We start from the raw sequence: 21,833 nt of genomic DNA on the forward strand, positions 1-21,833 counted from the left end.
TCACTCGATGTCGGCGGGGACCGGCCCTCCGGCCCCCGTACGTGACCGTGTCAAGCCGGTCTGGAGACCCGCTCGAACGGGCCTGGACACCCGTGCGTCCGGACCGGCGGCCGGTGTGTCGGCGTCCGGATCGGCCGCCGGTGCGTCGACGGGCCGGGCGGGCGCGGCGAGTTCGGCGAGCGTCCGCTCGAAGGCCGCGCGCTCCGCGTCCGGTTCGCCGGGGCGCGCGGGCAGCAGGCCGAGCGCCCGGGAGCCGCCCTTCGCGACCCGCGGATGACGGCGGGCGAGCGCGGTGAGGCCCTGTCCGGGACCCGCCTCCACCAGCACCGCGTCCCGCTCGGTGAGCAGGGCGTCGAGCGCCGGCCAGAACAGCACGGGCCGTGCCGGTTGCAGCGCCCAGAACCGCGGGTCCCGCGCCCGTTCCGCGCCCAGCGGCCCCGGCTCGTACGCGGAGTGCAGGGCGATCCGGGGCGGGTGGACCGGCAGCGCGGCGAGGAACGGCAGCGCGCGCAGGGCCGCCTCCGTGAGCACGGGGCTGTGGAAGGGGTGGTGCGCCCGCGCCCTGCGGCACGTCAGGCCGTCGGCGCGCAGCCTCTCCTCGGCGACGCGCAGTCCGTCCTCCGGACCGCAGAGCAGCACCTGGCGCGGGGCGTTGACCGCGCCGACGACCACCTCGTCCGTGGTGTACGGGGCGACCTCGTCGGGTCCCGCCTGCACGGCGAGCATGCCGCCAGGCGGGGCGTCGTCGAGGTGGGCGATCCGGTCGGCCATCAGGGCCACGGCGTCGGCCGGGTCGAGCACGCCGGCGAGGGTGGCCGCGGCGACCTCGCCGACGCTGTGCCCGAGCAGTGCGGCGGGCCGTACACCGGCGTCGAGGACCGTACGGCCCAGGGCCCAGTCGAGCGAGAACAGCAGCGGCTGCGCGGTGCGCACCCCGTCGGCTTCCGGGCCGCGCCGGGCGGCGAGCCAGTCGGCGCGCAGGTCGAAGCCGTGGGCCCGCCACAGGTCCAGGACCTCGTCCATACGGGTCCGGAAGCCGGGGTGGGCACGGTGGAGGCCGACGCCCATGCCCGGCTGCTGCGCGCCCTGTCCGGGGAACAGCAGCACGGTCGGCGGTGGTGCGGTCACGGCGGATCTCCTCTCCTCGGTGTCCTGGATGTTCTGGGTGTCCTGGGTGTTCCGGGTGTCCTGCCGTGCCGGCAGCGTCCTCCCCTCTCCTGGAGACTCGGTCGACCCCGGGCACAACGCCCCCCGCTCCAGCGGCTCTGGACCGCTCGTCCACCGGGGGGCCGGACGGTTGTCCCCTGCCGGAGGCACGCGACCCGTCGCCCCGGTGCACCGCGGTCGGTACGAGGGCCGCCGGGCCGGGCACCACCTGGACCGGCGGCCGTCGGCGTCCGCGGGGGCTCCCTTCTGGACGGCCGGTGAAAGGGCATCGGGAACATGAGGTTCGACGACCTGTACATCTCCGGGGCCGCCGTGCACCTGGAGGGCCGGAGCACCGTGGCGGAGGCGCTGCGGGAGGGGCGGTGCGACGAGCGGGCCGCGACCCGCAGCGGTGTCGCCGCCGTCGCGGTGTCGCGGGACGCCTCGGCGCCCGAGCTCGCGGTGGGCGCGGCACGCCGGGTGCTGGAGCAGACGGACACCCACCCCACCGACGTCGATCTGGTGCTGCACGCGACCGTGCAGCACCAGGGCCACGACCTGTGGGCCCCCGCCTCGTACATCCAGCGGTACGCGGTCGGCAACCGCTGCCCCGCCGTCGAGATCAAGCAGCTCTCCAACGGGGGCATGGCCGCGCTGGAGCTGGCCTCCGGTTATCTCGGCGGCGGCACGGGCCGTACGGCCGCGCTGCTGACGACCGGTGACGTGTTCGGCGAGCCCGGCTTCGACCGCTGGCGCAGCGACCCCGGCACGGTGTACGGCGACGCGGGCACCGCGCTCGTCCTGCGCCGCGGGCACACGGGCTTCGCCCGGCTGCTGAGCCTCGTGACCGTGTCGGACGCCGACCTGGAGCAGATGCACCGCGGGCGCGACCCGTTCTCGCCGGTGCCGTTCGCGGTACGGCGGCCCATCGATCTGGGGCTGCTCCAGCGCGCGTTCATCGAGGACACCGGCCGGTCGTACAGCGTCTCGCGGATCACGGCCGGGCAGGACGAGACGCTGAAACGGGCGCTCGCGGAGGCGGACCGCACCCTCGCCGACCTGTCGTGGTTCGTGCTGCCGAACTTCGGGCACGGCCGGCTCACCTCGACGTTCCTGCGCCGCTGGGGCATCCCGGAGGAGCGGACCACCTGGCAGTGGGGCCGCTCGGTGGGGCACCTCGGGGCCGGCGACCAGTTCGCGGGGCTCGCGTTCCTCGCCGGTTCGGGCCGGGTGCGGGCCGGTGAGCTGGGCCTGCTGTTCGGGGTCGGCGCCGGGTTCACCTGGAGCTGCGCGGTCGTGGAGTTCACGGGCGCGGGCGGTGCGGCGGCGGACGTATGAGCGCCGCGGCGGGGGTGACGGTGTGGGCGGGCCGGGTCGTGGAAACCGCCTACGACGGGGGCGAGGACGCGGGGTTCGCCGAGCCGTCGCTGCTCTCCCCCGCCGAACTACGCCGGATGCGCCGGATGCGCCGGATCCGTAGACCGCTCGCCGCGCGCCGCTGGGCCGTCACGCGGACGGCGCTGCGGCGCGTTCTGGCCGAGCGGGTCGGGACGCCTCCCGAGCGTCTGCGCCTGGGCCGGGCGCCGTGCCCGCACTGCGGTGTCCGGGACCACGGCCCGCCGGCCCTGCTCGACTCCCCCGTGCCGGTGACGTTCAGTCTGTCCCGCTCGGGGCCGCACTGGCTGCCGGCGGTGGCGCCGGGCTTCCCCGTCGGCGTGGACGTGGAGCGGGAGCGGCCCGTGGACGTCGACGCCGTGGCGCGCAGGGCGCTCTCGCCCGGCGAGCGCGGGGTCGTCTCGTCCCGGGGGGCCCGCGGCGCTGTTCCGCTGCTGGACGCGCAAGGAGGCGGTCGCCAAGGCGATGGGCACGGGGCTCGTCACGGATCTGCGCCGGATCGAGACGGACCCGGAGTCCCCGGACTCGGCCCGTACGCCCGGGGGTCGGCGCGTCCACACGGTGTCGGCACCGGAGGGCGTGCACGCGGCCCTCGCCGTGCCGGACGTCACCGCGATCACCTGGCGGACCCGGCTGTGGGAGCCGGGCACGGCCGAGTGATCACGGCGACGTCCTCCGCCTGGGCGCGACGGCTTCGGGAAGCGGCTGCCGTCGGCGCTCGCCCGCCGTCGGCCCCCACCCGTCGCCGGCGCCCGCCCGCCGCCGGCGCTCAATCGCCGTCAGCCCTCGGCCGCCGTGGAAGCGTGGCAGGCACCAACGCCCGGCCGCCGTCGAAGCGTGGCAGCCGCCGACGCCCGGTCGCCGTCGAGGTGTGGTCGGCGTCAGGGCATGGCCGCCGTCGAAGCGTGGCCGACGTCAGGGCGTGGCCGGTGGGTTGACGACCGACTTGTCGACGGCCGCCGGTTCGAGCTTCCACTTCTTGAGGATCTTCGTATAGGTGCCGTCCTCGATGAGCAGGTTCATCGCGTCCTTGACGGGCGCGGCGAGCGGGGAGCCCTTCTTGACGGCGAGGCCCACGTTCTTGCGTTCGGACTCGTTGAGGTACCGCAGGTCCGGCTGCTGGGTGGCCGCGTAGCGCAGCACGCTGGACGTGGTCATCAGCAGGTCGACACGGCCCTGGCGCAGGGCGAGGAAGTGCGCGGCGGCGTCGGGATAGGTGCTGACGGCGATCGGCTTCCTGCCGTCGGCCGCGCACTTCTTGCTCGCCGCCTGGAGGTCCTCCTCGAAGGTGGTGCCCGTGCCGGTGCCGACGCGCAGACCGCAGAGCTGACCCAGGTCGTCCACCTTCTTCAGCTTGCTGTCGTCCCGTACGGCGAAGCCGGTGCCGTCGGTGATGTAGAGGACGAAGTCGAGGACCTGTTCGCGCTCCTCGGTGACGGCGAGGTTCGCGGTGCCGAGGTCGTAGTGGCCGGCGTTGAGGCCGGTGATGAGGGAGGCGCCGCCGACGTGCTTGCGCTCCACCTTCAGACCGAGGACACGGGCCACGGCGTCGGAGACGTCGATGTCGACGCCGCGCGGCGCGCCGCCGCCCTCGGGGCTGAACGCGATGGGGGGCACCCCGATGCCGGACCCGATGCGCAGCACCCCCGACTTGCGCAGCCCGGCGGGCAGTTCGGCGGAGATGGTGGGGTCCTCGCGGACGGCGGAGACCACGTCCTGGCGGCCGAGGCCGGCGGCCCTGCCGTCCTCGGGGACGTCCTGCGCGCCGGAGCCGCAGGCCGCGAGGAGCAGCGTGAGCAGGGGCGCGGCGGTGAGGGCCCGGGTGATGTGCGGGCGGCGTCCTCGCACGCCTGGGGAACTCGCGGCGGGAGCGGGGGACATCGTGCCTCCTCGACGGGATCGACCGGCTGGTGGTGGGTGGAAGGGACGGGTGAACTGGGCGGGGTCGCACGTCAGTTGAGGGAAAGGAAGCGGACCGTGCGGTCGTTGCGGGGGGCGTCGAAGACCTCCTGCGGGGTGCCCGTCTCGACGACCCGGCCGTCGGCCATGAAGACGACCTGGTCGGCGATGTCACGGGCGAAGCGCATCTCGTGCGTGACGACGATCATCGTCATCCCGCCGTCGGCGAGTTCCCGGATCACCGTCAGTACCTCGCGGGTGAGTTCGGGGTCGAGCGCGCTGGTCGGCTCGTCGAAGAGCATCGCCCTCGGCTCCATGGCGAGGGCGCGCGCGATCGCCGCCCGCTGCTGCTCGCCGCCGGAGAGCTGGTGCGGCCGGGAGGTCTCCTTCCCGGTGAGGCCCACCCGGGCGAGCAGGTCGCGGGCCCGTTCCTCGGCGGCGGCCCGCTTCAGTCCGAGGAGGGCGCGCGGGGACTCGGTGACGTTGTCCAGGACCGTCATGTGGGGGAAGAGCCGGAAGTTCTGGAAGACCATGCCGGTACGGGCGCGTTGCCGGGCGACGGCGCGGCGCGAACGTTCGTAGAGCCGGCCGCGGCGCCATTCGTGGCCGACGAGTTCGCCGTCGACGACGATGCGTCCCGCGTCGATCCGCTCCAGCCGGTTGACGCACCGCAGCAGGGTGCTCTTGCCGGACCCGGAGGGGCCGATGACACAGGTGACGGTTGACTCGGGAACGGTGAGCGAGACGTCGTCCAGCACGGTCAGCGCGCCGAACGACTTGCGGACACCGACGGCCTCGATCATCCGCGCTCCCCCGTGGCGTAGCGGCGTTCGACGAAGTGCTGGACGACGCTGAGCAGCGTGGTCAGCAGCAGGTACCAGAGCGTGGCCACCAACAGCAGTGGGATGACCAGGTAGTTGCGGTTGTAGATCAGCTGGGTCGCGTACAGCAGGTCCTGCACGGCGATGACGCTGACGATGGACGTGCCCTTGAGCAGGCCGATGATCTGGCTGCCGGCGGGCGGCAGGATCGCGGGCATGGCCTGCGGCAGCACGATCCGGCGGAAGATGTGCCCGGCGCCGAGGCCGAGGGCCTCGGCGGCCTCGGTCTGGTCGCGGCCGACGGACAGGATGCCGGCCCGGACGATCTCGGCGAGCTGCCCGGCCTCGTGCAGGACGAGGCCGATGACGGCGGCCGTGAGGCTGCCGATCATCCGCTCGGTGGAGAACTCGGTGAACCCGGGCCCGAACGGGATGCCGAGCGACAGCCTGGGGTAGAGCAGCGAGATGTTGTACCAGAACAGCAGTTGCACGAGCATGGGGACGGACCGGAACAGCCAGGTGTAGCCGAAGCTCAGCGTGACGAGGACCGGGTTGCGGGACAGCCTCATCACGGCGAGCACCGTGCCGAGGACGAAGCCGCCGGTGAAGGCGACGGCGGTCAGCAGCAGGGTGGTGACGAGTCCGTCGAGCACCGCCTCCGCGGTGAGGTACTTGGCGACGACGTCCCAGCGGAACGCCTCGTTGGTGATCAGGGCGTTGAGGGCCATCGCCAGCAGGACGGCGCCCACCGCGCCGCCGACCAGGCGCAGCGGGCGCGGGCGGGCCCGTGCGAGGGCCGCGTCGGCGCCGTCCGCCGTCCCGCGGCCCGGCCCGCCGGCCCCGTCGGCGGGGGCCCTGCGGGCGCGGGCGGCGCGGTCCTGTCCGGTACGGCCGTGCCCGGCCGGGTCGTGCTTGGCCCGGTCGTGGTTGGCCCGCTCGTGCTCGGCGCTGCCGTGCCCGGTGCGCAGGAAAGCCATCGGCGGTCCGTCCTCAGTCGTTCGACGCGTAGTGCGGCAGCACGTGCTCGGCGAACAGGCGCATGGTGCGGGCCGACTCCTCGAACGGCATGGCGCCGGAGATGACCTGGAGGCTGATGGTCAGGTCGCCGAACCAGCCGCGGATGTCGTCGATCGCGGCCCGTACCTCGTCCGGGGTGCCGACGAGCGCCTTGCGTTCGGCGACGGCCTTCGAGAAGTCGCCGCGGCCCGCCTTCTCGACGATCTTCTCGTAGCCGGGGTAGTCGGCGCTGCGGGTCTCGCGCCACGCCGACACGGCGGCGGCGAGGGCCTGGTTGGCGCGGTCGGACGCCCGCCTGCCCTTCTCCCACGCCTCGTCGCGGTCCTGCGCGAGGTAGCAGCTGTAGCTCATGTGGACGTCTTCCTCGGTGGGCTTGAAGCCCGCGGCCTCGGCGGCGTCGCGGTAGCGGGTGAGCGTCTCCTGCACCTGTTCACGGGGGTTGATGGACGGGACGAGCATCACGCCGTGCCCGGCGCGTCCCGCGGCCTCGGCGGACGCCGGGGTCTTCGCGGTGGCGACGAGGATGCGGGGGTGGGGACTCTGCCAGGGCCGGGGCAGCATGGTGACCGGGCCGAAGCGGTGGAAGGTGCCCTCCCACACGACGTCCTCCTCCGCCCACAGCCGGCGGACGGCCTCGACGCCCTCGTCGAAGCGGGCCCGGCTCTCGTCCATCGAGACCTCGAACGCGGCGAACTCGTCGGGCAGGAACGCCCGTCCGAAGCCCACGTCCAGGCGCCCCTGGGAGATGTTGTCGAGCATGGCGAGCTTGCCCGCGAGCTTCAGCGGGTGGGTGAAGGCGGGCAGGACGGCACCGGTGACGAGGCGGACGCGGCGGGTGCGGGCCGCGGCGGCGGCGAGGAACGTCACCGGGTCGGGGCTGTAGCCGCCGTACTCGTGGAAGTAGTGCTCGACGGTCTTGACGTGGTGGAAGCCGAGTTCGTCGGCGAGTTCGGCCAGCCGCAGCGACTCCTCGAAATGCTGTCCTGCGGGCTTCTCCGCGGGTCCCACGGTGGGAAAGAGGTTGATGCCGAACTTCATGGAGTCCCCTCGATGTGGTGGCTGGTCGGTGGGTGCCCGCCGGGTCTCACGGCCGGTCGGTCGCCGGGGGCCCGGTCAGGGCGGGTACGGGCAGGTGGACGTAGTCGCGGTCGTGGTAGAGCATCGGCGCCCGGCCGTGCACGGCGGCGCCCTCCAGGCGGCCCAGGAACACGCTGTGGTCGCCGGCCGGGATCTCCTGGTGCGTCAGGCACTCGGCGACGGCGCTGAGCCGGTCCGCGGGCAGCAGCGGAGCGCCGGCGGCCCGCTCGGAGGGGCGCCAGTCGAGCCCGGCGAACTTCTGGGTGCTCTTGCCGGCGAAGCGCTCCGCGAGCCGTTCGTTGTGCACGGCGAGGAAGTTGACCGCGAAGCCGCCCGAGTGCCGGATCGCCGCGAGCGTCCGGGACGTGGTGCCCACGCACACCAGCAGCAGCGGCGGCCGCATCGACACGGAGACGACCGCGCTGGTCGTCAGACCGCTCGGCCGGCCGTCGGGGCCCGCCGCGGTGACGACGCAGACCGCGGCCGGGTGCGCGCTGAACACCGCGCGGAACAGTTCGTCGTCGATCGCCATGATCGTGGCTCCTCCCTGGCCCGCTCAGGCTGTCCACGGCCGCTGGAGGGCGGGTCCATGCCCTCTGGAGGAAACCGCCGGGCCCTTCTCCTCCAGCACCCGCGCCAGCAGGGCCGTCGCGTTGCGGTGCAGCGGGAAGTCGGTGCCGGGCGGCAGGATGCCGCTCTCCTCCAGCAGCCGGGTCACGCGCGCGGTGACGACGCAGAACCGGTAGGCGGCGAACACCTCGTGGTAGGGGAGGTGGCGGGCGGTGCGCCCGGTGCGCTCCTCCCAGCGGGCGACGGTCTCCGCGCGGCCGGGCAGCCCGGCGAGCCGGGGTGCGCCGATGCCCTCGCTGAGGTGCCGGTCCATGTGCAGGTACCAGGCGAGGTCGGCCTCCGCGGGCCCCAGCGCGGCCATCTCCCAGTCGAGCAGTGCGGCGGGCCGGGTCCCCGCGTAGATGATGTTGCCGATCCGCGCGTCGCCCCACAGCAGTGCCGCCGGACCCTCGTCGTCGGGGACGTGGGCGCGCAGCCAGTCCAGGGCGGCGGACGCGGCGGTGTTGCCGGCGGCGACCCCGTAGAAGTCGAGGTGGTGGGTGAAGTGCCGCAGGAGCTGGCCCGTGCCGGTGGGTCCGAACTCGGGCCGGTCCAGGAAGTCGGCGCCGATCACCTTCGGGTCGAGGCGGTGGACGGCGGCGAGCGCGTCCACTCCCCCGTGCCACACGGCGGCCCGGTCCGCGGGCGTCAGGTCGGCGAGCCAGCCCTGCCGGTGGTAGGAGGGCAGGTCGGCGGGCACCTGGCCGTCGACGCGTTCCATGACCAGGAACGGGGCGCCCAGGTACGCGGCGGAGGGCTCGTCCCACAGCACCTTCGGCACGGGCAGGCCGGTGTCGCCGAGCAGCCTCAACAGCCGTACCTGACCGTCCCACTGGTCCTCGGGGAAGACCCGGTGGCCGGTCGGGGCGACCCGCACGGCCAGTGCCTCGCGCCGACGGGTGCCGCCCTCGGTCCACTCGGCGTCGAACAGCAGGATCTCACCGGAGAAGCCGGCCTCCTTCGGTACGGTGACCGGTCCGATCTCGGCGGCACCGAGCTCGGCGGAGCGGGTGCCGAACCAGTGGGTGAGGACGGCGCGCGTGAGGTCGGGGTCGCGTTGCAGGGGTACGGGCACGGTGGCTCCTCACACCCGGCGCTGGCCGGGCACGGACGGAAGGGCGGGCGGGGAGGGGACGGCCGTGCCGCGGCGGATCGCGGTCTGGAGCCGCCCGATCACGGGTCCCGGCGCGACACCCAGGTCCCTGGCGAGCCGGCCGGTGAGCCGTGACATCACGTCGAGCGCGTCACCGACCCGCCCGGTCCGGTGCAGGGCGGTCGCGTAACGGGCGTGCAGGGCCTCGTGGGTGGGGTGGCGGCGGGTGAGGACGGCGAGTTCCGCGAGCACGTCGCGGTGGCCGCCGAGCCGGAGCCGGGCGTCGAGGAAGGTCTCGTGCACCTCCAGGCGGCGGCGTTCCCAGTGGGTGACGGCGGAGCGCAGGACGGGTCCGACGCGTACGTCGGCGAGGACGGGCCGTTCCCACAGGGCGAGCGCGGCGCCCAGCAGCCGGACCACGGCGACGTCGTCGCCGGCGGCCCGGCCCGCCTGTTCGACGAGCCGTTCGAACCTGAGCAGGTCCAGTTCCTCGGGCCGTACGTCGATGAGGTAGCCCTGTCCGGTGGTCCTGAGCCGGCCGTGGGCGGCGGCGCGGGAGCCGACGGAGGGCATCCTCGCGAGCAGCCGGCGCAGGTGCATCACATACGTCTGGAGGGTGGTGGCCGCGCTGGGCGGCGGGTGCTCGCCCCAGATCTCGGTCACACAGGTGCGTACGGGCATCACCTCGCCCGCGTGGAGCAGCAGCAGCCCGAGCAGTTGGCGCTGCTTGGGCGCGGTGGGCAGATGGCGGCCATCGCTGTCCTCCACGGACAGTCCCCCGAGCACGCCGAATTCCATCGTGGTTCCTCTCGTCGCCTGGTGCGTGGTCCAGGGTCGGTTTCCGCGGCTGCTCCAGCGGCGCTCCACCGGGTGTCGGCGCAATGGGCGGGCAAGGAGCCGAGGCCGTGCCGGACAGGTGGAGGGGTCATGCCGGGAACAGTGGTGACGGTGGCCGACGGGGTGCACGCGTACGTGCAGGAGCCGGGCGGCTGGTGCGTGAACAACGCCGGGATCGTCGTGGGCGAGGACACGGTCCTCGTCGTCGACACGGCGGCCACCGAGCGTCGGGCGCTGGCGCTGCGGGACGCCGTGGACGCGCTGGCGCCGCATCCGCGCCGGATCGTGGTGAGCACCCATCACCACGGCGACCACACCTTCGGCAACCATGTGTTCAGCGGGCCGCACACCCTGCTGGTCAGCCATGAGGCGGGCCCGGCCGAGCTGGTGCGCAAGGGCACGGCGCTCCAGTCGATGTGGCCGCACGTCGAGTGGGGCCGGACGCCGACCGTGCTGCCGACGCTGACCGTGCGCGACGGGGCGACGCTCCATCTGGGCGGCGTCACCGCGGAGTTGATCCACCCGGGTGTCGCGCACACGGCGGACGACCTGGCGGTGTGGCTGCCCGAGCAGCGGGTGCTGTTCGCGGGCGACCTGGTGTTCTCCGGGGCCGCGCCGTTCGTGCTGATGGGCTCGCTCACCGGGTCCCTCACGGCGCTGGCCCGGCTGCGGGAGCTCGATCCGCTGGTCGTGGTCGGCGGGCACGGTGCGGTCGGCGGGCCCGAACTGCTCACGTTCACCGCGGAGTACCTGCGCTGGGTCGCCGCGCTGGCCGAGAAGGGGCGCGCGGACGGCCTGGGCCCGCTGGAGACGGCGCTGCGGGCCGACGAGGGCGCGTTCGCCGCGCTGCTCGACCGGGAGCGGCTGGTCGGCAACCTCCACCGCGCCTTCCACGAGGCAGCCGGCGGCACACCGGGCGCGCGCATCGAGTCGGCGCCCGCCATGCGCGAGATGGTCGCCTTCAACGACGGCCGCCCGCTGCGCTGCCTGGCCTGACGGCCGGCCGGGCCCCGGGGGCCGTGCCGCGCAGGGGTGCGCCGAGGGGGTGTGCGCCGTGGGCGTGTGCATGGTGCGCAGCCTTTCCGCGGGGGCTGGAGCGGGACTCCAGGTGCGCTGGACGGCGCCGGGGACGGTCCCCGCCGGGTCGGGCATCACCGGGGGGTCGGGCACCACCGGGGGGTCGGGGGTCACCGGCGGGGCGGGGGTCTCCAGTCCCCCTCCGCCGGGGCGCGAGCCGCGGGGCGCAGGCTCGTCGACGTCCCGAAGCCGAAGCTGTGGAGGAGAGATGAAACTGCGTGGCAGGACCGCGGTGGTCACCGGGGGCACCCGGGGGCTCGGCCGGGACGTGGCGCTGGCGCTCGCCGCGGCGGGCGCGAGGGTCGTGGTGGCCGCCAGGGAGGTGCCCGACGACCCGGCCGACGGCCTGGTGGCGATGAAGGCGGACGTGACGTCACCGGACTCGGCGGCGGCGCTGATGGACGCGGTCCACGAGCGGTACGGGGGTCCGCACGTGGTCATCGCGAACGCGGGCGTGAGCCGTCCGGGTCCGGTGGCGGCACTGTCCGTGGAGCACTGGCGCGAGGTCGTCGACACCAACCTGAACGGGGTGTTCCACACCGTGCGGGCGGCCGTGCCGTACCTGCGCGGGACGCCGGGCGGCCGGATCGTCACCATGTCCTCCCTCCTGGGTTCCCGGCCCGTGCCGGGCGCGTCCGCGTACTGCGCGTCGAAGGCGGCGGTCGAGGCGTTCACCGCCGTCGCGGCGCTGGAGCTGGCCGCGGACGGGGTGACCGTGAACTGTGTGGCGCCGGGGTACATCGACTCCGGCATGGGCACGGCGCTCATCGGCAACGAGGTGCTGTGGCCGAAGCTCGCCCCGTCGCTCGCGGCCGGGCGTCCCGGTACGGGCGACGAGGTGGCTCAGGCGGTGCTGTTCCTGGCCTCGCCGGAGAGCAGTTACGTCAACGGGCAGGTGCTGCGCGTGGACGGCGGCGTGCGCTGAGCCCGGGCCGGCCGGGCCGGGGCCGCGGTGCCCGTGCGGTGCTCCGCTGCCCCGGCCGTCGCGCCGTTTCCCGCGCGCCCCGGCTCAGAGCTGCGCGGCCTCGCCCGTCCGCACCGGCACGCTCAGGTGCGGCTCGCCCTTGATGAGTCCGGTCAGGGCGTCGAGCCGGCGGCGGAACTCCGGCTCGGCGAGGGCCTTGCGGAAGGTGTCCTCGTCCTCCCACTCGGCGATGTTGAAGTAGACGGAGTCGTCCTTCGAGGACCGCACGAGGGAGTAGCGGATGAGGCCCCGCTGGGTCTCCATGAAGGCTCCGACGGCCTCGTAGCGGCTCTCGAACTCCTCCGCGTCACCGATCAGGGTGAGCTTGTTGACGAACACGACGGCCATGGTGGTCTCCTCGGGTGGTGGGTCGTGCGGACCGGTCGGCGGGTGCCGTCAGCCCGCGGTGCCCGCCGCGCTCGCGGCGAGGACCGGGTAGTCGGTGTAGCCCTGGCTGCCGCCCTCGTAGAAGAAGCGGGGGTTCCAGGTGTTGAGCGGGGCGCGGGTGCGCAGCCGTTCGGGGAGGTCGGGGTTGGCGAGGAACTGCCTGCCGAAGGAGAGCAGGTCGGCGCCGTCGGCGAGGGCCTTGCCCGCGGCCGTGAGCGTGGTGTCGGTGTCGAGCGGCCCGGTGCCGAGGTTGACGACGACGGTGCGCCGCCAGTGCCGGCGCAGTTCGTGGACGAGGTCCTGGTCGCTGCCCGCGACGAAGTGCACATGGCCGAGGCCGAGGGTGTCGAGCGCGTCGAGCAGGGCCGGGTACACCGTGGCCCGGTCCGGCTCGTCCATGTCGTTGAGCGGGAACCCCGGGGAGAGGCGGATGCCGGTACGTTCGGGTCCGATCTCCGCGGCGACGGCCCGGCAGACCTCGACGGCGAAGCGGACGCGGTTGTCGGCGTCGCCGCCGTACTCGTCCTCGCGCACATTGCTCACCGGGGACAGGAACTGGTGGAGCAGATAGCCGTTGGCGCCGTGCACCTCGACGCCGTCGAAGCCGATGTCGGCGGCGGTGCGGGCGCAGCGGGCGAAGTCCTCGGCCGTCGCGGCGATGTCGTCGGCCGTCAGGGCGCGCGGCACCGGGTAGTCGGGGCTGCCGTGGAAGACACGGGCGGTGCCCGCGGCCCGGACGGCGGACGGCGCGACGGGTGTCTCGCCGTGCAGGTCGGGATGGCTGATGCGGCCCGCGTGCATGATCTGGAGGTACATCCGGCCGCCCGCGGTGTGCACGGCGTCGACCACCCCGGCCCAGGCGCGGGCCTGTTCGGCGGTGTGCAGCCGGACGCTGTGGGCGTGGCCCACGGCGACCGGGCTCGGGTGGGTGGCCTCGCTGATGACGAGTCCGGCGGCGGCGCGCTGCGCGTAGTACTCGGCCATGACCGGCAGCGGTGTGCCCTCGGCGGTGGTGCGGCCGCGGCCCATCGGGGACATGACGAGCCGGTTCGGCAGGCGGAGGCCGCCGAACGGCACGGCGTCGAACAGGCCGCTCATGCCCCGGCCCCGGTGACGGCCTCGATGCCGGTGATGGTCTCGGCGCCGTCGTGGCTGATGTAGCGGCTGCGCACGAACCAGGTGCCGTCCCTGCGCTCCAGCACGTCCTCGGCGCTCGTGCTCAGGTACAGCCGGGGTTCGCCGCCCTTCGGGGTCTCGAAGACGACGGCGTAGTAGCGGGTCCGTACGACGTCGGTGTCGACGGGCTGCGCGGCGACCATGCCGAACCAGTGGCGGCGGGTCAGGCCGCGGGCGGCCAGCGCGTTGATGCCCTTGCGCATGCCCGCGGCGATGTCGGCCCGGCCGCGCTTGACACCGGCCTTGACGTTCTGGCCGAACGTGCCGTCCTCGGTGAACTGCTCGGCCCACTCCTCGGCCCGGCCCGCGTCCAGCAGCTGCGCGTGCCCGGCGTAGAACTGGATGATGGCCGCGTAGTCCAGGTCGGACACGGTTGTCGTGTCCGGCGGTGCGGTCCGTGTCACAGTCTTCCTCCTGTGCGTCGTGGGCGCCGTTCGGGCGCCGGGGTCCGGGCCAGGCTCTCCGGCGGCGGTGGAGCGGGCGTGGAGTCCGGCTCCACGCCCGGGGTGCCGGTGTCCGGGGTCAGCCGGCCGAGCGCAGCGGCAGGGGTGCGCCGTCCGGTCCCGGCAGGTAGACGGACTCGGTGACGGGCGCGGAGTTGAGCAGGTCGGTGTGCAGGTCGCGCATCCGGACCGAGGGTTCGAGGCCGAGTTCGGCGCTGAAGGTGCGGCGGAGGCGGGCGAACACCTCCAGGGCGTCGGCGGTGCGTCCGGACCGGTAGAGCGCGATCATCAGCTGGGCGTGCAGGTTCTCGTACGTGGGGTACTGGCGCGTCAGGATGCTGAGTTCGCCGATGAGCTGGTGGTGGCGGCCGATCCGCAGGTCCGCGTCGATGCGCTGTTCGAGGGCCCCGAGCCAGGTCTCCCGCAGTCCGCTGAGCCGGGTGCGCAGCAGGGGGCCGCAGGTGACGTCGGCGAGCGCTCTGCCCTGCCAGAGGCCGAGGGCGCGGTGCAGCAGTTCGGACTCGCGGGCGTGGTCGCCGGCGAGCCGGGCGGAGGACGCCTGCTCGACGAGCTTCTCGAACTGGTGCAGGTCCAGCCGGCCGGTGCCGACGGCGAGGAGGTAGCCGCGGTCGCGTGTCTCCAGGTGCAGGTCCGCGGGGACGCCCGGGGCGGTCGCGGCGCTCCTGAGCGTCTTGCGGATCTGCATCACGTACGTCTGGAGCGTGGAATGGGCGCTGTGCGGGGGCGAGTCGGCCCACAGCTCGTCCACGCATTCGTCGACGGTGACGACCTGTCCCGCGTGGAGCAGCAGCAGGGACAGGAGCTGACGCTGTTTCGGGGCCCTCGGGGTGAGGGTCCGCAGACCGTCGCCGAGGGTGAGGGGACCGAGAACCCGTGCGTACATCTCGCCTCCTGGGCCTGATGGTTGGGGGACGAGCACCATCCTGCGCCCAGGATCTTGCACCTCACTTTCCATGCCCTTTCACTGGGGCAACGCGTCCTTGCACGGCCGCGGCACCTGGACACCTCCGTCATGAAGTCGCAATACGGCGCCGGGGAGGCCCGCCGGGCCGGCGGGCCGCGGCGGGCGGGTGTTCATGCGTTGCACTCGGGAAACAGCACGCTGAGGCTGTCGGCGATCTCGGGCAGGTCCGCGGTCCCGTCGTCCACGGGGGCCGGCTCCTCCCCCTCGGGGGTGTGCCCGGTGCGCCGGCACAGTTCCTCGGCCTGGGCGCGCAGGAGCAGCAGCCCGGACCCGTCGGCGACAGTGGCCGCGCGCATCCCGAGTTCGTACGCCTCGGCGGGCCGTCTGCCGACGAGTTCGAGGCGGCCGAGGCCGATGAGCGCGTGGGCCTCGGACTGGGGGTGGCCGATGCGTTCGGCGATGCCGAGGGTGCGGCTGAACTCCCCGCGCGCGTCGGTCGACCGGCCCCGGATGAGGTGCAGTCCGCCGAGGACGTTGCGGGCGTTGGCCTCCAGGGCGACGTAGCCGTGGTTGCGGGCGATGGCGACGGCGCTCTCGGCGTGCTGGTAGGCGAGGTCGACGTAGCCGTTGCAGGCGTAGACCTGGGCGAGCCCGTAGGAGGCGAGCACCGTGGAGTGCAGGGCGTTGAACTCCTTGCTGAGCGACAGCGCGAGGCTCAGGTTGGCCATGGCGGCGTCCCAGTCGCGCAGGTCTGCGTGGACGGAGCCGAGCCGGGCCAGGACCTCGGGGCGGGAGCGTTCGGCGCCGTGTTCGTCGAGGATGGCGGCGGCGCGGCTGAAGTGGGCCTCGGCCGCGCGCAGCCGCCCCTGGCTGTGCCGGGCCATGCCCAGGTACATCAGGCCGCGGGCCTCGACGTGCCGCAGTTCCAGTCGCCGGCTGATCTCCAGACCGCGTTCGAGCAGGGTGACGGCGCTGTCGATGTGTTTGGTGGGCCGCTGGAGCTGGTTCATCGCGATGGCGTTGACGGTGACGGCCTCGAAGTCGCGGACGCCGAGCCGGATCAACGCGCGGTGCGCGGTGCGCAGTTCGCGGGCCGCCTCCGGGAGCCGGTTGAGGCCCTGGAGGGCGAGTCCGACGCTGAGCCGCATCACGGCGGTGACCCGCTGGTCGCCGAGGGAGATCGCGGCGCGCAGTCCGGCCTGGGCCATGGTGAGCCAGTCGCTCTGGAGCCGGCCGAGGGTGCAGTAGCCGCGCAGCATGTCGACGAGGCGCACGCACACCTCGTCGAGGTTCTCCTCCGCGGAGCGGACGACTAGGGCGACGAGGTTGGACTGCTCGGCCCGCAGCCACGCCTGGGCGACCGGCGGATCGATCTCCGGTCCCGGCATCCGCGGGTCGGGCCGGAACGCGCGCAGGAAGCCGGGGTAGCAGGACTGCACGGCCTCGTCGGTGCGGCGCAGGTACCACAGGCAGAGCCGTTCCAGGGCCTGGCGCCGTTCGGCGGGTTCGTCCTCCTCGACGCCGCGTTCGGCGGCGTAGAGGGAGATGAGGCTGTGGAAGCGGTACGAATCCTGGGTGCTCGCCTCGATGAACTGGGCGGCGGCGAGCTTGTCGAGGAGTTGCTCGGCCACCTGGGGTTCGCAGCCGACGAGTTGGGCGGCCGTGGTGGCGGTGAAGGCCATGTCGCCGACGACACCGAGGAGCCGGAAGAACCTGCGGGACATCGCGGGCAGCGATTCGTAGGCGACGCCGAACGCGGCCCGTACGGCGGTGGAGGGGCTGTCGCCGAGGGCGAGGAGTTCCAGCGGGTCGCCCTCGCGCAGCGCCTCGACGAAGGACTCGACCGAGCGCCAGGGCCGTCCGGCCAGGTGCCCGGCGGCGATGCGCAGGGCGAGCGGGAGCCGGCCGCACAGTTCGACGAGTTCGGCGACGGCCGTGTCGCACAGGGTCTCGGGCGGGCGGCCGAGGACGGTGGTGAGGACTTCGGCGCTCTCCTTCTGCGAGAGCAGGTTGAGGGTGAAGCTGCGGGCGCCGTAGACGGCGACGAGGTCGGGGCGGTACTCGCGGTGCAGGGCGAGCACGGCGCAGCTCGGGGAGCCGGGCAGCAGGTCGGGGACCTGTTCGCTGTCGTTGACGTCGTCGATGACGATGAGGACGCGCCGGTCGGCGAGGCGGCTGCGGAGCACACCCGTGAGCTGGTGCCGCTCGGTGGGCAGTGCGGAGACGTCGGCGCCCGAGGCGTGCAGCAGTTCGGCGATGACGTCGTGCACGGGCCGGGACCCGCCGCGGGCGTCGTGCAGGCGGACGTACCACTGGCCGTCGGGGAAGGCGGAGCTGAGCCGGTGCGCGGCCCGGAGGGCGAGCGCGGTCTTGCCGATGCCGGGCGGTCCGACGAGGCTGACGAGCGGTATGGCCGCTCCCTGGCGCGGGGTGAGCGCGGCGACGACCTGCTCCAGGAGTTCCTCCCGGCCCACGAAGTGGGTTGGTTCGGGCGGGAGTTGGCGTTGCACGACCCAGGGCGCGCTGGGGTTGGTGGGCTGCACCCCGGCGGGCCGGCGGGGTTCGGGGGCGGCGTCCGTGTCACGGGCCGGGGAGAACCCGGCCCGCGGGGCCCGGAATTCGCCCGTTTCGGCAAGCAACTGGCGGTGCAGTTCCTGGAGTTCCTGGCCCGGCAGCAGTCCGAGTTCGCGGTCGAGCATCCGGTAGTACTCCCGGTACTCCTCCAGGGCGGCGGCGGCCTGTCCGGTGCGGTGCAGTGCCCGCATCAGATACTCCCGCAGCCGTTCCCGCAGCGGGTGTTCGGCGGCGAACGCGCGCAGTTGCGGGATGATGTCGGCGCTGCCACCGAGGTCGAGCACGAGCGCGAAGCGTCGTTCGACGAGGGTGAGGCGTTCCTCGGCGAGCTGGGGGACGACCTCGGTCTGGAGCGAGGCGGAGGGCACGGTCTCGAAGGGGTCGCCGCGCCATTCCCCGAGCGCCCGTTCCAGGGCGGCGAGTTCGCGGGTGTCGTCCCCCCTGCCGCGGGCGGCCCGCGCCTCGCCGGCCGCGGCCCGGTAGCGGGTGAGGTCGAGGGCGGCCGGGTCCATCGCGAGCCGGTAGCCGCCCGGGTGGGTCTCGATGACCGGAGGGTCGCCGGGGTCGAGCGATTCCCGCAGCAGCGCCCGTAGCCGGGTGGTGTGGACGTGCAGCGCGGCGCGGGTGTCGCGCGGCGGCTGGTCGTCCCAGAGTCTGCGGATGAGTTCGTCGGGCGTGACCACCTGGTCCGCCCGCAGCAGCAGGGCCGAGAGGAGCACCCGCTGCTTGGGGGACGAGACGGTCAGTTCTCTGCCCCCCGTGCGGACCGTCAGCGGCCCGAGTATCCGGAAGTCGTAAGTCGATGCATGTTCCCCGTTCAAGCGCACACCTGCCTGCTCGGTCCCCCTGCGCGCGGTTGGCCGCACGTAGAGGGACACCGTAGAACGCGCGTGCGTGAAAGACCGCCACCGTGTGATTCAGGTCGCATTCGCCGGCCCGGGATGGCTCATGGTTCAGGACAATTTTCTGACCGCCCGTCACCCACGGCCCGTCACGCGGCCCGGTCCTCGCCGCCGTCCTCGGTCAGTCCGAAGCGCCGTGCGAGCAGTTCGTAGGAGCGCATGCGGTCCCGGGGCGCGTGGATCGTGGAGAGCACCATGAACTCGTCGACCTCCAGTGCCTCGGTCATGGAGGTGAGCACCTTGTGCACGTGGTCGGGGTCGCCGACGACACATCGCGGCCACTCGGCGACCTCGTCGGCGAGCGGTTCCACCTCGCCGCGCAGTCCGTCGAGCGCGGCCTCCGGGGAGGGCAGGGGCAGCAGCAGCCCGCGGCCCATGCGCAGCCGGAACAGCCGCTGGCTGGCGAAGACCCGCTCGGCCTCCTCCTCGGTGGGCCCGCAGTACACACCGACGCCGATCTGGACGCGCGGCCGGGCGCCGTCGCTGCTGTTGAAGGCGGTGCGGTACGCCTCGACGACGGACCGGGTGGCCTGGGGCCTGCCGAAGTGGGCTATGGAGACGGGCAGTCCCAGCCGGCCGGCGAGTTCGGCGCTCTGGGGGCTCGCGACCAGCAGCCACACCTCAGGGGCGCCCGAGGTGGGCATGAGCTGGATGCGCCCGTAGGGGTGCCCGTCGGGGAAGCCGCCGTGGAGGAAGGCGAGGAGTTCGGCGAGCTTGCCGGGGAAGTCTCCGGCGTCCCCCGCGGTGGCGGAGCCGGGGGCGAGCGCGTGCGCCTCCAGGCTGCTGGCGCCGACACCGCGGCCGATGCCGAGGTCGATCCGGCCGGGCGAGAGCGCGTCGAGCACCCGGAACACCTCGGCGACCTTCAGCGGGCTGTAGTGCGGCAGCAGCACTCCGCCGGAGCCGACGCGGATGCGGTGCGTCTCGGCGGCGACCCTGGCGACCATGATCTCCGGGGCGGGGCCCGCGAAGGAGGGCGTGGCGTGGTGCTCGGCGAGCCAGTAGCGGTGGTAGCCGAGCCGGTCCGCCAGGCGCGACAGGTCGAGGGAGTTGCGCAGGGCGGTGGCCGGGTTGGATCCCTCCGGCACGACGGACTGATCGAGGACGGACAGTTTCACGCTGGTCTCCTTCACGGTCGGGGTCGCGCTCGCACGATCCGGCTCCCGCGCGCGGTGTGCGCGGGGCCGGGCCGCCGTCACGGACGAGGCCGAAAGGGAGGGGTGAAGCGATTAAGGAGTGGCGGCTCCGGCCGCGGTGTGCCGGAGGCGGGCGACGAGCGATGCCCAGCGGTCGTCGAACGACGCGACGTCGAGCAGTCCCGACAGCTCCTCGCGGCAGTGGGCCTCGGCCCGCTCCCCGCGCTCGGCACCCTCGGGCGTCAGCGTGCAGTACACACCGCGGCGGTCGTGCTCGCAGGAGACCCTGGTCGTGAGGCCCTTGTTCTCCAGCCGGGTGACGAGCCGGCTCATGGAGGACTGGTCGAGTCCCACGGCGGCGGACAGTTCCTGCACCCGCGTGCCGCGCTCATGGCCGTACCGCAGCTCGATCAGCACCATCAGCTCGGGCAGCGAGATCTGGAACTCGCTCGCGAGCGTCCTCTCCAGCGAGTGGTTGAGCTGACCGACCATCAGCGTCAGCCGACGCCACAGGTCGAACTCACCGGGACGCCCGGCACGGTCCTCGGCCGACATGTCCGCCTCCCCTTCGTACGCTCCTCCTCCACTATAAGCCACCTCCATGCACGATCCATGTCTACACATACATTCTTCGTGCGCTTACGCTCACAGCCTGCCTCAATTGCCGCAGGCCAGCAAGGAAAAACAAGATCTGTCCGAAAATTAGATGCAGGCGCCTGCATTTATCTCTACTGTGGGAGCACAGAACGCGCGGCGCGCAGCCGTGCCCGTCCCCAACTGCATCGACCCCAGGCGGTACGCATGACACGCGGAACTCCCGAACCCCCCACGGCTCCCGATACGACGCCGGAGCCCTCGCAGACCGCTCCAGCGGCACCGGAGACGGCCGCCGCGGCGAGCGACAGACTCGACCCGGCGTTCATGCGCATGGCCGGTGTCCTGCTGCTCGCCCTGCTGATGGCGCTGCTCGACGAGACGATCGTCAACGTCGGCCTCAAGACGCTCAGCGGCGAGTTCGGCTCACCGCTCGCGACCGTCCAGTGGGTCACCGCCGGATATCTGCTCGCCGTCGCCGTCGCGACACCGTTCGCGGGCTGGGCGGTCGACCGCTTCGGCGGCCGCACGATGTGGCTCGTCGCCGTCTCCCTCTTCGTCCTCGGCTCGGCCCTGTCCGGCTTCGCCTGGTCGATCGAGTCGCTCATCGTGTTCCGGCTGCTCCAGGGCCTCGGCGGCGGCATGATCGTGCCGGTCGTGCAGAGCGTCCTCGCCACGACCGCCGGCCCCTCCCGGGTCGCCAAGGCCATGGCGCTGATCTCGCTGCCGCTCACCCTCGGCCCGATCCTCGGGCCCGTCCTCGGCGGTGTCCTCGTGGACGCCGTGACCTGGCGCTGGATGTTCCTGATCAACCTGCCGCTCGGTCTGGTCGCCCTGCTGCTCGCGCTGCGCACCCTGCCCGCCGACCAGCACGCCGGCCGCCCGGAGGAACGCCTGGACGTCCTCGGCCTGGTGCTGCTCTCCCCCGGATTCGCCGCCCTGGTCTACGGCTTCACGACCGCCGCGCACTCCGGTGACGCCTCCTCACCCAAGGTCCTCGTCACCTTCGCCCTCGGTGTGCTGCTGCTCGCCGGGTACGTCGCGCACGCGCTGCGCACCACGGTCACCCCGCTCATCGACCTGCGCATGTTCACCAAGCGCGGCTTCACGATGGCCGTCGTCACGATGTTCTTCGTCGGCGCCGTCGCCAACGCCCTGCTGTTCCTGACCCCGCTGTACTACCAGCAGTCCCGCGACTTCGGCGCCCTGCACGCCGGTCTGCTGCTGATCCCCTCCGGTGTGCTCGGCGCCGCCGGCGCGATCACCTCCGGCAAGACCGCGGACAAGGTCACCGCCCGCCTCACCTCCACGGTCGGCATGCTGGTCGTGGCGCTCGCCGCGCTCGTCTTCACGGGGATCGGCTCCGACACCAACACCGCGGTGCTGTCCGTCGCGCTCGGCCTCACCGGCTACGGCATCGGTCTGACCGCGCCCGGCACGATGGCGTTCATGTACAAGGCGGTGGGCGAGGCGAGCGCGCCGCGTGCCACCAGCGCGCTGTTCATCTTCAACCAGATCGGCGGCGCGCTCGGCATCGCGGCCATCGCCATCACCCTCCAGGACCGGCTCGGGGACTCCGGCGGCCACCCCGCCGGGGCGTACGGCGGCTCGTACTGGGTGATCATCGGCTTCAGCGCGGTCGCCGCCCTCGCGGCCGTGGTCCTGCCCGGCAGCTTCCGCGCGGAGGCTCCCCCCGAGCAGCCCGCCGGGGACGACGGGGCGCTCCAGCGTTCCGGACACGCCTGACCACTCCTCCCCCGG

General features: G+C 73.4%; 19 protein-coding genes and 1 pseudogene. 5 read left to right on the forward strand and 15 right to left on the reverse strand.

The window, feature by feature from the left end:
- Positions 1–1,128: an acyltransferase domain-containing protein gene (locus AB0F77_RS25585; protein ID WP_361953066.1), complete on the reverse strand. Its 1,128-nt coding sequence runs from the start codon at positions 1,126–1,128 to the stop codon at positions 1–3.
- A gap of 315 nt (positions 1,129–1,443) precedes the next feature.
- Between AB0F77_RS25585 and AB0F77_RS25590 the strand changes: the two genes are divergently transcribed.
- Together AB0F77_RS25590 and AB0F77_RS25595 are read left to right on the forward strand one after the other, a co-directional pair.
- A complete protein-coding gene (locus tag AB0F77_RS25590) occupies positions 1,444–2,484 on the forward strand; it encodes a ketoacyl-ACP synthase III family protein (RefSeq protein ID WP_361953069.1) in 1,041 nt (346 codons plus the stop codon).
- A gap of 471 nt (positions 2,485–2,955) precedes the next feature.
- Positions 2,956–3,201 (forward strand): annotated as a pseudogene (locus tag AB0F77_RS25595) (4'-phosphopantetheinyl transferase superfamily protein); the annotation flags it as partial.
- Positions 3,202–3,456: 255 nt separating this feature from the next.
- Here AB0F77_RS25595 and AB0F77_RS25600 read toward each other — a convergent pair.
- The 7 genes from AB0F77_RS25600 to AB0F77_RS25630 all read right to left on the reverse strand — a co-directional run bounded on the left by AB0F77_RS25600 (position 3,457) and on the right by AB0F77_RS25630 (position 9,855).
- Positions 3,457–4,422: an ABC transporter substrate-binding protein gene (locus AB0F77_RS25600; protein ID WP_361953072.1), complete on the reverse strand. Its 966-nt coding sequence runs from the start codon at positions 4,420–4,422 to the stop codon at positions 3,457–3,459.
- Between the two features lie 71 nt (positions 4,423–4,493).
- Positions 4,494–5,243 (reverse strand): amino acid ABC transporter ATP-binding protein, encoded by a 750-nt coding sequence (locus tag AB0F77_RS25605; protein ID WP_361953074.1) that lies wholly within the window; start codon positions 5,241–5,243, stop codon positions 4,494–4,496.
- A complete protein-coding gene (locus AB0F77_RS25610; RefSeq protein WP_361953076.1) occupies positions 5,240–6,238 on the reverse strand; it encodes an amino acid ABC transporter permease in 999 nt (332 codons plus the stop codon). The genes AB0F77_RS25605 and AB0F77_RS25610 overlap by 4 nt, the downstream gene beginning before the upstream one ends.
- Before the next feature lie 13 nt (positions 6,239–6,251).
- Positions 6,252–7,316 carry an LLM class flavin-dependent oxidoreductase gene (locus AB0F77_RS25615; protein WP_361953079.1) on the reverse strand — a complete coding sequence of 355 codons (1,065 nt, stop codon included), beginning with the start codon at positions 7,314–7,316 and terminating at the stop codon, positions 6,252–6,254.
- 46 nt (positions 7,317–7,362) lie between these two features.
- Positions 7,363–7,887: a flavin reductase family protein gene (locus AB0F77_RS25620; protein ID WP_361953082.1), complete on the reverse strand. Its 525-nt coding sequence runs from the start codon at positions 7,885–7,887 to the stop codon at positions 7,363–7,365.
- Positions 7,888–7,911: 24 nt separating this feature from the next.
- Complete coding sequence (locus tag AB0F77_RS25625) at positions 7,912–9,039, reverse strand: phosphotransferase family protein (RefSeq protein ID WP_361953085.1); 1,128 nt, start codon at positions 9,037–9,039, stop codon at positions 7,912–7,914.
- Positions 9,040–9,048: 9 nt separating this feature from the next.
- Complete coding sequence (locus AB0F77_RS25630; protein ID WP_361953088.1) at positions 9,049–9,855, reverse strand: AfsR/SARP family transcriptional regulator; 807 nt, start codon at positions 9,853–9,855, stop codon at positions 9,049–9,051.
- Positions 9,856–9,984: 129 nt separating this feature from the next.
- On the opposite strand from AB0F77_RS25630, the gene AB0F77_RS25635 reads away from it, so the two are divergent.
- Both AB0F77_RS25635 and AB0F77_RS25640 read left to right on the forward strand, forming a co-directional pair.
- The gene (locus tag AB0F77_RS25635; protein ID WP_361953091.1) at positions 9,985–10,890 is read left to right on the forward strand and encodes an MBL fold metallo-hydrolase; all 906 of its coding nucleotides are present in this window, start codon (positions 9,985–9,987) and stop codon (positions 10,888–10,890) included.
- Positions 10,891–11,179: 289 nt separating this feature from the next.
- Positions 11,180–11,896 (forward strand): SDR family NAD(P)-dependent oxidoreductase, encoded by a 717-nt coding sequence (locus AB0F77_RS25640; protein ID WP_361953094.1) that lies wholly within the window; start codon positions 11,180–11,182, stop codon positions 11,894–11,896.
- 84 nt (positions 11,897–11,980) lie between these two features.
- On the opposite strand, the gene AB0F77_RS25645 is transcribed toward AB0F77_RS25640, so the two are convergent.
- The 7 genes from AB0F77_RS25645 to AB0F77_RS25675 form a co-directional block, all read right to left on the reverse strand.
- The gene (locus AB0F77_RS25645; RefSeq protein ID WP_361953097.1) at positions 11,981–12,283 is read right to left on the reverse strand and encodes an antibiotic biosynthesis monooxygenase family protein; all 303 of its coding nucleotides are present in this window, start codon (positions 12,281–12,283) and stop codon (positions 11,981–11,983) included.
- 48 nt (positions 12,284–12,331) lie between these two features.
- A complete protein-coding gene (locus AB0F77_RS25650; protein WP_361953100.1) occupies positions 12,332–13,420 on the reverse strand; it encodes an alkene reductase in 1,089 nt (362 codons plus the stop codon).
- On the reverse strand, positions 13,417–13,902 hold the full coding sequence (locus AB0F77_RS25655; RefSeq protein ID WP_361953103.1) for a nuclear transport factor 2 family protein: 486 nt from the start codon (positions 13,900–13,902) through the stop codon (positions 13,417–13,419). The genes AB0F77_RS25650 and AB0F77_RS25655 overlap by 4 nt, the downstream gene beginning before the upstream one ends.
- A 118-nt stretch (positions 13,903–14,020) precedes the next feature.
- On the reverse strand, positions 14,021–14,845 hold the full coding sequence (locus AB0F77_RS25660) for an AfsR/SARP family transcriptional regulator (RefSeq protein ID WP_361953106.1): 825 nt from the start codon (positions 14,843–14,845) through the stop codon (positions 14,021–14,023).
- A 191-nt stretch (positions 14,846–15,036) separates the two neighbouring features.
- On the reverse strand, positions 15,037–18,261 hold the full coding sequence (locus AB0F77_RS25665) for a BTAD domain-containing putative transcriptional regulator (RefSeq protein WP_361953109.1): 3,225 nt from the start codon (positions 18,259–18,261) through the stop codon (positions 15,037–15,039).
- Between the two features lie 170 nt (positions 18,262–18,431).
- A complete protein-coding gene (locus tag AB0F77_RS25670; protein ID WP_361953112.1) occupies positions 18,432–19,460 on the reverse strand; it encodes an LLM class flavin-dependent oxidoreductase in 1,029 nt (342 codons plus the stop codon).
- Positions 19,461–19,571: 111 nt separating this feature from the next.
- Complete coding sequence (locus AB0F77_RS25675; protein WP_361953115.1) at positions 19,572–20,033, reverse strand: MarR family transcriptional regulator; 462 nt, start codon at positions 20,031–20,033, stop codon at positions 19,572–19,574.
- Positions 20,034–20,279: 246 nt separating this feature from the next.
- Here AB0F77_RS25675 and AB0F77_RS25680 point away from each other — a divergent pair, with 246 nt between their 5' ends.
- Positions 20,280–21,818 (forward strand): DHA2 family efflux MFS transporter permease subunit, encoded by a 1,539-nt coding sequence (locus tag AB0F77_RS25680; RefSeq protein WP_361953118.1) that lies wholly within the window; start codon positions 20,280–20,282, stop codon positions 21,816–21,818.
- Positions 21,819–21,833 lie beyond the last annotated feature (15 nt).

It is taken from the genome of Streptomyces sp. NPDC026672 (genome assembly GCF_040638185.1).
In the GTDB taxonomy this organism is placed as follows: Bacteria; Actinomycetota; Actinomycetes; order Streptomycetales; family Streptomycetaceae; genus Streptomyces.